The following is a 12,992-nucleotide window of genomic DNA, read 5'->3' on the forward strand; positions in this document are numbered from 1 at the left end:
GGGAGCCTACTTCAGGTATCCGAGGCCAGGGTGCACGGCCGTGTAGCCCTCGACCAGACGGCGGGCGACGTTGACCGAGTCCACCAGGGGGTGCAGGGCGAACGCCTTCACCGCCGTCGCGCGGGAAGCCGCCTCGGCCGCCGCCAGGACCTCGCGCTCGACCGCCTTGACCGCGCAGACCAGACCGGTGGCGTGGTCGGGCAGGGGGGCGACGGAGACGGGGTGGGCGCCGTTGGCGTCGACCAGGCAGGGCACCTCGATGACGGCCTCGGTGTCGAGGGTGGTGAGACTGCCCTTGTTGCGGACGTTGAGGATGAGGGTGGTGCGCTCGTCGCGGGCGATGGCCCGCATCAGGGCGAGGGCGACCTTCTCGTAGCCGCCGGAGAGGTCGTCGGCGTCGCGTTCGCCGGCGCCGGCCGTCTCCCGGTTCTCGGACATGTAGGTGGCCTCGCGCTCGGCGCGGGTGCGGTCCCAGGCCTTGAGGGCGTGGGCGTCGGGGCGGCGCATCTCCTCGTAGAAATGGGCCTGTTGTTCCTTGAGGAAGGCGCCGCGGGTCTTCTCGACGGCCTGGTAGGCGCGGACGGCCTCACGGTTGAAGTAGTAGTAGTGCAGGTACTCGTTGGGGATCGCGCCGAGGGACTGGAGCCAGTCGACGCCGAAGAGCTTGCCCTCCTCGAAGGAACCGAGCAGGTCGCGGTCGGCGAGGAGGCGGGGCAGCTCGTCGCGGCCGGCGACGTGCAGACCGCGGACCCAGCCGAGGTGGTTGAGGCCGACGTAGTCGATCCAGGCCTCCTTGGGGTTGGTCACCCCGAGGACGCGGGCGATCCGGCGGCCGAGGCCGACGGGTGAGTCGCAGATGCCGATGACGCGGTCGCCGAGGTGGCGGGACATGGCCTCGGTGACCAGGCCCGCCGGGTTGGTGAAGTTGATGACCCAGGCGTCCGGGGCGAGCCGGGCCACGCGCCGGGCGATGTCCACGGCGACCGGGACGGTGCGCAGGCCGTAGGCGATGCCGCCCGCACCGACGGTCTCCTGGCCGAGGACTCCTTCGGCCAGGGCCACGCGCTCGTCGTTCGCGCGGCCCTCCAGGCCGCCGACACGGATCGCGGAGAAGATGAAGTCGGCGCCGCGCAGGGCCTCGTCGAGGTCGGTGGTGGCGGTCACCTCGGGGGCGTCGGGGACGTCCGCGGCCTGCTCGGCGAGGACGCGGGTGACGGCGGAGAGCCGCTCGGCGTCCAGGTCGTGCAGGACGACACGGGTGACCCGGCCCTCGGCGCGGTCCCCGAGGAGCGCCCCGTACACGAGGGGCACCCGGAATCCTCCGCCGCCCAGAATCGTCAGCTTCACGCAACTACCACCTTTGCCGATCGTGCGTTCGTGCGGGCCGTCCGGCCTGCCCCCTCGACCCCCGTGCGCGGGACGCCCCTCCCACCCGTACCCGACGACGCGCCCCCGCTCGCCGGACCGGTCCGGACCGTTCGTCCCGGCCGTGCCCGACCGTTCGTGCGGGCCGTGCCGTCACCGTGTGCGGGAGGCGTCCGACACGTGTCAGCCGCCCCGCCCCGCAGGGCGGTCATGGTGTGACCACTTCGACGCCCGCCTCCTCCAACGACGCGCGGGTGGTCTGCTCCACCGGCCCGTTGGTGACGACGACGTCGATTTCCCTGGGGCCGCAGACCTTCGCCATGCCCGTCCCGGGGAACTTCGCGGAGTCGGCGAGCAGGACGACCCTGTCGCTCGCCCTGATCATCGCGCGTTTGACGGGGACCTCGACGACGGTCGTGTCCATCACCTGTCCGCCGGGGCGAACTCCACTCGTACCGAGGAAGAGCCAGTCGGCGTGGAGTTGACGGAGGTTGTCCTCGGTGAGGAAACCGACGAGGGAACGGTACTCGCGGCGGACCATGCCGCCGAGCAGCACCAGTTCGATGCCCTCGTCGTCGGCCAGCTCCTCGTAGACCACCAGGTTGCTGGTGATCACGGTGAGGCGGCGGCCGTGCAACTGCCGGGCCAGGCGGTAGGCGGTGGTCCCGATGTCCAGGAGCACGGACTGGCCGTCGTGGACCATCGACGCGGCCTTCGCCGCTATCGCGTCCTTCTCGGCCACCCGCACCTCGGCGACCTCGGCGAAGGGCTGGTCGCCCTCGTCCACGACCGCGCCGCCGTGCACCCGGGTGAGCAGCCCCTCCTCCTCCAGCCGGACGAGGTCGCGCCGGATGGTGGCGGGGCTCACACCGAGCTGTTCGGACAGGTCGGTGACCGCCGCCGGCCCGCCAGATCGCAGGGCCCGCAGGATGAGTTGGTGTCGTCTCTCTGCCAGCACGCGCTGAACAGTACTCGTCATTCCCAAGCAAATCCATGCTCACTTCTGCTCGACTCTTGCCAAACCTCTCGGAGGCGCGCACGATCTGTGCACCGAAATTGAAGACTTTTGAAGAGTGATCCTCGAAAGTCTCGACGAGAGGGTGCACGCGTGGACGACGACCGGCCCGATGTGCTGCTGACCGGGCTGCTCTTCTACGACCTCGTGCTCACGGGGCTGGGAAAGCCGCCCACCCCCGGCGAGGAGATCTGGACCGACGGCATGGGCTGCGGTCCCGGCGGCATCGCCAACCTGGCGGTGGCCACCGCCCGTTTCGGCCTGCGGACCTCGCTGGCCACGGTCTTCGGCGACGACTACTACGGCGCGTACTGCCGCGAGATCCTCGCCGGGCAGGAGGGCGTCGACCTCTCCCTCTCCCGCACCGCCGACGGCTGGCACACCCCCGTCACCGTCTCCCTCGCGCACGGTCACGACCGCGCCCTGGTCACCCACGGCCAGGAACCGCCGTACTCGCAGGACGTCCTGATGGGCGACCCGCCCGAGTCGCGCACCGCGCTCGTGCACATCGAGGCCGAGCCGCGCGAGTGGCTCGCCAAGGCCGCCGCGAACGGCACGCTCATCTACGCGGACGTCGGCTGGGACCCCACCCAGCAGTGGTCGCGCGCCCTGCTCGACCAACTCGCCCTGTGCCACGCCTTCCTCCCCAACGAGACCGAGGCGATGGCCTACACCCGCACCGACAGCGCGGCCGCAGCGCTCGGCACCCTGAGCGAGCTGGTCCCGGTGGCCGTGGTCACCCGCGGCGGCGAGGGCGCGGTCGCGGTGGACCAGACGACCGGCGAGTACGCGGAGGTCCCGGCCCTGGACGTCGACGTGCTCGACGCGACGGGCGCCGGCGACGTCTTCGGCGCGAGTTTTGTCGCCGCCTCCCTCGCCGGCTGGCCCCTGACGGAACGACTGCGATTCGCCGTCCTGTCCGCCGGACTCTCCGTCGGCCACCACGGCGGAGGCCTCGCCGCGCCCGGCTGGTACGGCGTCGCACGCTGGTGGCGCTCACTGACCGACCCCGGCCTGAAGAAGGCCTACGGCTTCCTCGCGGACCGCATCCCGGCGGACGTCGGCCCACCGGTGCACTTCGCCCCGGTCACCCCGCCCGCGCCGCCCCACCGACCCCACGCACAAAAGCCCTGAAGTACCACGAACAGGAACAAACAGGAGTAACCCGTGGACCTTTCTCGTAGAGGCTTCCTCCAGGCTGCCGTGTTCACCGCGGCGGCCTCCGGACTGACCGTCGCCTGTGGCGGCGGCTCGGAGTCCGACGGCACCAAGAACGGCAAGAACCTCACCCTGTGGTACTGGGGCGGCGCCCTCAGCGACAAGGTGGTCGCCGAGGCCAAGACGCACTTCAAGAGCCGGATCAAGCTGACCAGTTCCTCCATCGGCGGCGACTTCAAGCAGAAGCTCACCACCACGCTCGCGGCGGGCGGCTCCTCCGTGCCGGACATCACCGGCATCAAGGGCGAGGACATCGCCTCCTTCCTGCCCAACGCCGACCGCTTCCTCGACCTGAACGACCTGGGCTTCAAGAAGATCTCCTCCCAGTACCTGGAGTGGAAGACCAAGCTCGCCCAGACCGAGGACGGCAAGCAGATCGGTTTCCCGATCGACATCGGCCCCACCGCGCTCTTCTACCGCGCCGACCAGTTCGAGAAGGCCGGGCTGCCCAGCGACCCGGCGAAGGTCGCCGCCGAGGCCAAGACCTGGGACGACTACTTCGCGCTCGGCACCGAGCTGAAGAAGGCGCTGCCCGGCACCTTCCTCATCAACAACATGGGCTCGGTCTTCAGCATCGCGGTCGGCCAGGGCACCAAGCGGTTCATCGACCAGGACAACCACTTCATCGGCGACCAGGACCACATCCGCACCGCGTGGGACCACGCGATACGCGCCTACACGCTCGGCCTCGACGCCAAGATCAACGACCAGAGCTGGAACGCGGCCGTCGGCAAGAGCCTGACCACCGAGGTCGGCGCCGCATGGCACGCGCTGGACATCGAGTCGGCGGCCCCCGGGACCAAGGGCAAGTGGCGAGTCACGGCGACCCCGGGCGGACCCGCCAACCAGGGCGGCTCCTACCTGACTCTGCCCAAGCAGTGCCGCAACCCCGAAGAGGCGTTCAAGATCATCAGCTGGATCCTCAGCCCGGAGAACAACGCCAAGAGCTTCGCCGACGCCACCATCTTCCCCGCCTCCCCGGAGACGTACGCGATGCCGGCGATGACGGGCCCCGACGCCTTCTTCGGCGGCCAGAAGATCATCGAGGTCTTCGGCCCGGCCGCCGAGGCCATCCCCGTCAGCTACGAGGCGCCCGCCGACTCCGCGGTCATGGCTCCCTTCATGGCCGAGCTGACCAGCATCGAGGCCAAGGGCAAGAAGCCCGACGACGCCTGGAAGGACGCGGTCTCCCAGGCCAAGCAGATCGCCAGGCGACAGGGGGTGAGGTGAGGTGTCGTCACCTCCGGTGACCGGTCCCGCCACGGTGCCCGAGCACCGTGGCGGGCCGGGCCCGGCCCGCTTCCGCCCGCGGCGCACACCGCCCGCGGGCGTCGCGCGGCCCACCCGTCGCGGGGTGCTGTCCTACTGGCGGCAGTACCTGGCGATCTCGCCCTTCTATCTGATCTTCCTCGGCTTCTCGTTCGTCCCCGTCTTCTACTCGCTGTACCTGTCCTTCCAGCGATACGACGGCCTCGGCACCAAGGAGTTCGTGGGTCTGCAGCAGTTCGAGTTCCTGTGGAGCGACCCGGTCTTCTGGCTGTCCATCCGCAACACCCTGATCATCTGGGTCCTGTCCACGGTGCCCACGCTCTTCGGCGCGCTGGTGCTGGCGACGCTGCTGCATTCGGTGCGCCGCTTCAAGGGCTTCTACCGCATCGCCCTCTACGTGCCGAACGTGACGTCGATCGTCGCCGTGGCGATCTTCTTCGGCGCGGTGTTCAGCAACGACTTCGGGCTGGTCAACGCGATCCTCGGCACGGTCGGCATCTCCCCCGTGCCGTGGCTGAGCAACCCGTGGCTGATCAAGGTGGTCATCGCGCTGCTGATGACATGGATGTGGACCGGCTACAACATGATCATCTACCTGGCCGGTCTCCAGGCCATCCCGCAGTCGGTCTACGAGGCGGCCAGGATGGACGGCGCCGGACCGATCCGCACGTTCTTCCAGATCACCATCCCGATCATGCGGCCGATCATCCTGTTCACCGTCGTCATCTCGACCATCAACGGTCTGCAGAGCTTCAGCGAACCCCAGGTGCTCTTCGCCAGCAACGCCGCCAACCAGAACCTCGGCGGACCGGGCCAGGCGGGCCTGACCACACTGCTCTACTTCTACCAATCGGCCTTCCTCGACAACGACTACGGCTACGGCGCGGCCATCGTCTGGGCCTTCTTCGTACTGATCATCGTGCTCGTCGTCATCAACTGGCGCATCGTGCAACGAGGGAGGAAGTCATGACGACAGCCGTCACGCCACGGCCGGCGACGGACACGGGCAGGAAGCCGGCCCCCGGCGCGAAGCGGCCGCGCCGTCCCAAGGGCCTGTCCGCGCACGTCTTCCTGATCCTCGCCGTCGTGATCTCGGTCTTCCCGTTCGTGTGGACGATCGTGATGGCGACCAACACCACCCGGGACATCTACAAGAGCCCGCCGAAGCTGACCTTCGGCTCGCACCTGCTGGAGAACATCCGGGGTGTGCTCGACACGGTCGACTTCTTCGGTTCCATGCTCAACACGATCGTCATCGCGTCCGTCACCACGGTCCTGGTGCTGTTCGTCGACTCCCTGGCGGCCTTCGCCTTCGCCAAGTTCGAGTTCCCCGGGCGCCGGATCCTCTTCGCCACGCTCCTGGTGTTCATGATGCTGCCGCTCCAGCTCGCCGTCCTGCCGCAGTTCATCCTGATGTCGGAGATCGGCTGGGTCGGCATGCTCAAGGCACTGGTGTGGCCCGCCCTCTCCAACGCCTTCGGCATCTTCTGGCTGCGCCAGTACATCGAGAACGGGGTGCCCGACGAACTGCTGGACGCGGCCCGGATCGACGGCGCCGGGTTCTTCCGGCAGTACTGGAACGTCGCCCTGCCGATGATCAGGCCCGCGATGTCCTTCCTCGCCATCTACGCCTTCGTCGGTGCCTGGAACGACTACGTCTGGCCGCTCATCGTGCTCACCAACCCCGAACACGTCACGCTCCAGGTGGAGTTGGCCCAGCTCAACGTCGGCCACAACACCGACTACAGCATGGTCATGGCCGGTGTGCTGATGGCGTCCCTCCCGCTGGTGATCGTCTTCGCCGTCTTCGCGCGGGGCTTCATCGCGGGGGCCACCGAGGGCGCTGTCCAGGGCAGTTGAACCGCGGGACGGGGCAGGCGGGTCGATGGCGGGACGGAGGGGCGCGGTGACGGACACCGGGAGCGCGACGACCGTGCGGCCGGGGCGCGGCAGGGTGCTGGTGGTGGGCATGGACGGGGTGCGCTACGACCGGCTCACCCGCTCCTCCGCCACGGCGCCCGTGCTGCACCGCCTGATGGCCACCGGCGCCCACGGCAGCGGCCTGCTGCCCTACGGCGAGGCGGACGGCCGGGCCGAGGGCGGGCCGTCCACCAGCATGGCCTACACCGACTCCGGACCGGGCTGGTCGAGCGTGCTGACCGGGGTGTGGCCCGACCGGCACGGGGTGACCGGCAACGACTTCGAGGGCGCCGACTACGTCCGTCATCCCGACTTCCTCAGCCGGGCCGCCGCCGCGCGACCCGGTCTGCGCACGGCCGCCGCGGTGTCCTGGCCGGAGCTGATCGACCGCGGCGCACTGGGGCCCGGTGTCGGCGAACGGGCGCGGTACGACGGGGAGTCGGAGGGTTACGAGCAGGCGGACCGGCTCGTCGCCGACATCGCCGCGCGCTGGCTCTCCGAGGGCGATCCGGACGCGCTGTTCGTGTACTTCGGCGCCACCGACGAGGCCGGCCACGCCACGGGGCCGCTCGGCCCGGCGTACGACCGGGCGCTTCTCGCCCAGGACGCCCACCTCGGGCGGCTGCTGGACGCGATCGCCGCGCGGCGCGCGGACCCCGCTCGCGCGGACGAGCACTGGACGGTCATGATCACCACCGACCACGGCCACCTGGACACCGGCGGCCACGGCGGCGACACCCACGCGGAGCGCGAGGTCTTCGTCGTCATCGCGGAACTGGGAACGGGGGTTGGGCCGGGAGCTGCCGTTGAGCGGGGGACGGTGAGAACGCCGTGGGCTGCCGCAGGGCCGGGAACGACCGCAGGGCCGGAGACGGCCGATGCGGGCGGTGTCGGCAGTACACGCGGGGAGCCTGGCGTGGACGGTCGGGGCGGCTCGCACGGCGCGGGCGGTCTGGGCAGCTCGGGCGGCACGACCGGCACGCACAGCATCGGCGGCACGCACAGCCCGGAGGGCGCGGACCGCACGGCCGACACGCACGGCGTCGACGGCACCCACAGCCCAGGCGGCACGGCCGACCCGCACGGCGTCGACAGCACCCACAACCCAGGCGGCACGGCCGACACGCACGGCGTCGACAGCACGCACACCCCACGCGGTGCGGTCGGTGGCCCCGGCTCGCCCCGAGCCCCCTGCACCCCCTCCCCCGCCGGCACCCCGCTGAACTCGCCCGCTCTCGTCGACATCGCGCCCACCGTGCTGGACCGGCTCGGCGTCCCGGTCGACCCCACCTGGGGCCTGCCGGGGCGCGTCCTGCCCCGGCCGGTCACTTCCCCCCTGCCACTCCCGACTCCGGAACGGTCATGACCGACGCACTCTTCGCCCTGCGCCCCTGGAACTCGCCCGAGGTCACCTCCTGGGGGCGGCTGCCCATGAACGCCGTAGACCGGCGTGCGGGGGCCGTGTCGCTCGACGGCCGGTGGCGGTTCCAGCTGCTGCCGTCGCCCGAGCGGGAACCGGGGCCCGCCTGGTCCTGGGCCGAACTCCCCGGTTCCTGGGCCCTGGGCGTGGCGGAGGATCCGCCGCAGTACACCAACGTCCGGATGCCCTGGGCCCAGTTCCCGCCGGACTCCCCGCCCGAGAACCCGACCGGCGTCTACGAGCGGGAGGTCGAGATACCCGCCGAGTGGTCCGGCCGCCGGATCGTCCTGCACGTCGGCGCCGCCGAGAGCGTGCTGCTCGTCCATGTGGACGGACGGCCCGCCGGTGTCTCCAAGGACTCCCACCTGGCCGCCGAGTTCGACCTCTCCGGGCTGGTCCGCCCCGGCGCGAGGGCCACCGTGCGGCTCACGGTGGTGAAGTGGTCGGACGCCTCGCACATCGAGGACCAGGACCAGTGGTGGCTGGGCGGCATCACCCGCCCGGTGCTGCTGTACGCCACCGATCCGCTGCATCTCGCGGACGTGACCGTGCGGGCCCGCCGCGACGGGGAGCTCCGGGTGGACTGCCGGGTGCGCTCGGCCGCGGGCACGGCGACGGGCGCGCTGCCCGCCGGGTGGTACGTCAGCGGGGAGCTGGACGGTCCGGGGCTGGAGGGTCTGGAGCTGGTCCAGGACCGTGAGTTCGACCGCCTCAACGCGGAGGACGAGCGGGTCTCCGACTTCCTCGGCGAGGCCCGGCTGGGCACGGTCGTCCCCGGCGTGCGGACCTGGAACGCCGAGACCCCCGAGCTGTACGGCCTCACCGTCCGGCTGCACCGTGCCGACGGCACGGTGGCCGACACCTCGCACCACCGGGTCGGCTTCCGCGATGTCGAGATCCGGGGCCGGGACCTGCTGGTGAACGGCGAGCGGGTCTACATCCGGGGCGTGAACCGGCACGACTTCCATCCGCTGACCGGCCGGACGGTGTCGCTGGAGGACATGCGCGCGGACCTGCTGACGCTGAAGCGGTTCGGCTTCAACGCGATCCGCACCTCCCACTATCCGGGCGACCCGGCCCTGTACGACCTCACTGACGAGCTCGGCTTCTACGTGGTGGACGAGGCGGACATCGAGTCGCACGACCACGCCCACGAGATCGCCGACGACCCGCGCTATCTGAACGCCTTCGTCGACCGTGTCTCCCGTATGGTCCTGCGGGACAAGAACCATCCGTCGGTGATCGTCTGGTCGCTGGGCAACGAGTCCGACTACGGCGCCAACCACGACGCGGCGGCGGGCTGGCTGCGACGCCACGATCCGACCCGGCCGGTGCAGTACGAGGGCGCGGCGAAGCTGGACTGGGCGGCCACCGACGACGCCTCCGACATCGCCTGTCCGATGTACGCGCCCATCGAGGACTGCGTGGCGCACGCGCTGTCGGGCGAGCAGACCAGGCCGCTGATCCAGTGCGAGTACTCGCACGCCATGGGCAACAGCAACGGCACCCTCGCCGACACGTGGGCCGCCATCGAGGCGACCCCGGGTCTTCAGGGCGGGTTCATCTGGGAGTTCTGGGACCACGGCATCCTCCAGCGTGTGAACGACGGACGACCGGCCGGGCGTGGGGGCGCCGGGCTGTACGAGAACGGGGTCGCGGGCCCCGGTCTGCGCTGGGCCTACGGCGGCGACTTCGGCGAGACGATCCACGACGGCGCGTTCATCGCCGACGGGGTCGTGTTCCCCGACCGCACGCCCAAGCCGGTGATGTTCGAGCACCGGGAGATCGCCGCCCCGGTGCGGCTGTCGGTGGAGGGCGAGGGCACCTGGCGGGTGCTGCGGGTGCACAACCGGCAGCACTTCCGCGATCTGTCGTGGCTGGCCGCCGAGTGGGAGTTCGCGGCGGCCGACGGCGGCAGCTGGACGGTCCCGGCCCAGCTGCCGGCCGTACCGCCCGGCGGTTCGGCCGTCATCGACCGGCCCGAGGTGCCGGGCGGTGCCGGTGAGATCTGGCTGACCCTGCGGGTGACGACGGCGGGCGACGAGCCCTGGGCGCCGCGCGGCACCGAGCTGTGCTGCCCGCAGATCCAGTGGTACCCGGCGGAGGAGGGCGAGCCGGTGATGGGCGCCGAGGAGGACCTCGGGCACATCCCGCCGCCGGAGACGGACCCGGACGGGCTGCTGCTGCACCCGCTGCTCGCCTCCCCGCCGGCGCTGAGCCTGTGGCGGGCCCCCACCGACAACGACGTCCTCGGCGGCATGGCGGAGCGCTGGCGCGAACTGGGCCTGGACCGCATGGAGCGCGAGCCGGTCGCCGTGGAGCGCAAGGGGTCGTCCGTGCGGGTCCGCTCACGTTGGTCGACGGGGGCCGGGCACGTCGAGCACGAGCAGGTGTTCACCGCGCTCGTGGACGGCCGGGTGCTCGTCGAGGAGACGGCCGTCCTCCCCGAGGAGCTGACGGACGTGGCCCGGGTCGGCACGGTGTTCGAGACCGTCGAGGGCCTGGACAGCCTGGCCTGGTACGGGCAGGGGCCCTGGGAGAGCTACCCGGACCGGGCCGCCGGGGCGCCCGTCGGCCACCACGCGGCCCCCGTGGACGCGCTGTTCACCCCGTACCTGCGGCCGCAGGAGAGCGGGGGCCGCCACGGTGTACGGCACTTCACGCTCTCCGGGGGCGACCACGTCCTGGCGGTCCGGCTGGACGGTCCCCGGCAGGTGTCGGTCACCCGGCACCGCGCGGCGGACCTGGCAGCCGTCGCGCACCACGACGAGCTGGTGCCCCGGCCCGGCTGCGTGGTCCACATCGACGCGGCGCACCGGGGGTTGGGCACCGCGTCGTGCGGTCCCGACACCGCACCGCCGTATCTCGTACTCCCGGGTGTCCACCGCTGGTCGTGGACGCTGCGGGCGCTCTGAACCACGAACCTCTTACGGAGTCACTGTGTGCACCTCGCACGAACCGGGGCAGGAGTCTGCCCAGGCCCACTCGGGCAGACGTAACTTCCTGCGGGCGACGGCCCTGCTGGGCGCGGCGGGGGCGGTCTCGCTGCCCGTCGTGGCACAGGCGGCGCCCGCGCGCTGGAAGCCCGATCGCACGAGCCGCCGCTTCACGCTCGCCGTCATGCCCGACACGCAGTACCTGTTCGACGGGCCGAGCATCGACAAGGCGCCCGTCGAGGCGTCCCTGCGGTACCTCCTGGAGCACGGTGCGCAGGAGAACATCGTGTTCCTCTCCCACCTCGGGGACCTCACCCAGAACGGCACCGCGCGGGAGAGCGCGGCGATCGGCGAGGCCTTCCGGCTCCTGGACCGCAGGGGAATCGGCTACAGCGTCCTCGCGGGCAACCACGACGTGCGCTCCTCCACCGACGACCAGCGGGGGCCGACCCCGTACCTGGACGAGTTCGGCCCCGATCGCTTCGCGGGCCGGCCGACCTTCGGGGGCGCCTCCCCGGACGGCTACAACTCCTTCCACCTGTTCGAGGCGGGCGGCCGGCAGTGGATGGTGCTCGCACTGGACTGGCGGCTCTCCGCGAAGGGCCTCGCCTGGGCCGAGGACGTCCTGGCCCGCCATCCGAGGACTCCGGTCGTCCTCACCACGCACGAGATCGTCGACGGCGACGACTCCCTCTCGTCGTACGGGCAGCAGCTGTGGGACCGGCTGATCAAGGACCACGACCAGATCTTCCTCACCCTCAACGGGCACTACTGGCCGGCGGCGCGCGCGACCCGCAGGAACGCCGCTGACAACGATGTCCACCTCCACCTCACGAACTATCAGAACCGGTACTTCGGCGGCGCGGCGATGATCCGTCTCTACCGCTTCGACCTCGACCGGAACACCATCGACGTGGAGACGATCTCCCCGTGGATCCTGGGGCGGGCGGCCAAGGGCCTGAACGAACTGGAACGGCAGGAGAGCGAACTCTCCGGCGACGCCGACCGGTTCACCGTCGAGATCGACTTCGAGAAGCGGTTCGCCGGCTTCGCGCCGGTGCCCGCGCGGGCCCCGCGTCCGGTGTCGAAGATGCTGATACCCGGCACGGTCGCCTACTGGCGCTTCGACGGGCAGCGCGACGGGGCGCAGGTGGGCGGCACCGTCCCGGACCGTTCGGGGCACGGCAACGACCTGACCCTCGTGACCGTCGGCGGCGGCACCCTCACCTGGTCCGCCGACCACCACCCGGACCAGCCCGGCCACGGCAGCCTGGAGTTCCACGGCGGCAAGCCCCCGCTGACGGGCGCGTATCTGCGGACGGTCGACGGTTCGCCCCTCAACTCGGCCACGTTCAGGGACGGTTACACCATCGAGGCGTTCTACCGGCTGCCCGCCGACTGGAACCCCTCGAACCACGCCTGGGCCGGCATCCTCGGCAGGACCGGCACCGGCGGCGCGGCGGGCAAGACCGCCGATGACCCGGACGAGCCGCTCGCCACGCTGTCGCTGTCGAACGACCGGGAGCCGCAGTGGGCGGTGCGCCCGCTCAACCAGCAGGGCATCGCCACCAACTGGGGGCAGGAGACCCCGCTGGAGACGTGGTGGCACCTCGCCGTCGTCAACGACGGCAGGCACACCACGCTCTACGTCCAGGGCTGCCCGGTCGTGCGCAACCCGAAGGCCGCCGCCGTCGGGCTCACCTCCGTCGGCCTGCCCTGGATCCTCGGCGGCTACGAGTATGCCGGGAAGATCGACCAGATCCTGCACGGACGCCTCGGTGACGTCCGCGTCGTCGAACGGGCGCTGCCCGTCAAGTCGTTCATGAACCACTGAGACGCGAAGGAAGCG

At 71.1% G+C, this 12,992-nt stretch carries 8 protein-coding genes and 1 pseudogene; 7 read left to right on the forward strand and 2 right to left on the reverse strand.

Features of this window, described 5'->3' with window-relative positions; translation table 11 throughout:
* Positions 1-6: 6 nt before the first annotated feature.
* Positions 7-1,347: a 6-phospho-beta-glucosidase gene (locus GWK25_RS28430; protein WP_215454220.1), complete on the reverse strand. Its 1,341-nt coding sequence runs from the start codon at positions 1,345-1,347 to the stop codon at positions 7-9.
* Positions 1,348-1,573: 226 nt separating this feature from the next.
* Positions 1,574-2,323 carry a DeoR/GlpR family DNA-binding transcription regulator gene (locus tag GWK25_RS28435; RefSeq protein ID WP_215454221.1) on the reverse strand — a complete coding sequence of 250 codons (750 nt, stop codon included), beginning with the start codon at positions 2,321-2,323 and terminating at the stop codon, positions 1,574-1,576.
* 150 nt (positions 2,324-2,473) lie between these two features.
* On the opposite strand from GWK25_RS28435, the gene GWK25_RS28440 reads away from it, so the two are divergent.
* From GWK25_RS28440 to GWK25_RS28475, 7 genes and pseudogenes are all read left to right on the forward strand, one after another.
* On the forward strand, positions 2,474-3,514 hold the full coding sequence (locus GWK25_RS28440; protein WP_215454222.1) for a carbohydrate kinase family protein: 1,041 nt from the start codon (positions 2,474-2,476) through the stop codon (positions 3,512-3,514).
* 33 nt (positions 3,515-3,547) lie between these two features.
* Positions 3,548-4,828, forward strand: a complete 1,281-nt coding sequence (locus GWK25_RS28445; protein WP_215454223.1) for an ABC transporter substrate-binding protein — start codon at positions 3,548-3,550, stop codon at positions 4,826-4,828.
* Between the two features lie 124 nt (positions 4,829-4,952).
* Positions 4,953-5,837 (forward strand): carbohydrate ABC transporter permease, encoded by an 885-nt coding sequence (locus tag GWK25_RS28450; RefSeq protein ID WP_215457654.1) that lies wholly within the window; start codon positions 4,953-4,955, stop codon positions 5,835-5,837.
* Positions 5,834-6,727, forward strand: coding sequence for a carbohydrate ABC transporter permease (locus GWK25_RS28455; RefSeq protein ID WP_215454224.1), 894 nt, complete (start codon positions 5,834-5,836; stop codon positions 6,725-6,727). The genes GWK25_RS28450 and GWK25_RS28455 overlap by 4 nt, the downstream gene beginning before the upstream one ends.
* A gap of 25 nt (positions 6,728-6,752) precedes the next feature.
* Positions 6,753-7,580, forward strand: a pseudogene (locus GWK25_RS28460) (alkaline phosphatase family protein); the annotation flags it as partial.
* 569 nt (positions 7,581-8,149) lie between these two features.
* Positions 8,150-11,122: a glycoside hydrolase family 2 TIM barrel-domain containing protein gene (locus GWK25_RS28470; protein ID WP_215454225.1), complete on the forward strand. Its 2,973-nt coding sequence runs from the start codon at positions 8,150-8,152 to the stop codon at positions 11,120-11,122.
* Positions 11,123-11,147: 25 nt separating this feature from the next.
* Positions 11,148-12,977 (forward strand): LamG-like jellyroll fold domain-containing protein, encoded by a 1,830-nt coding sequence (locus GWK25_RS28475; protein WP_215454226.1) that lies wholly within the window; start codon positions 11,148-11,150, stop codon positions 12,975-12,977.
* The last annotated feature ends 15 nt before the right edge of the window (positions 12,978-12,992 follow it).

Origin of the sequence: Streptomyces sp. ATCC 21386, from assembly GCF_018728545.1 — a bacterium.
GTDB lineage: Bacteria > Actinomycetota > Actinomycetes > Streptomycetales > Streptomycetaceae > Streptomyces.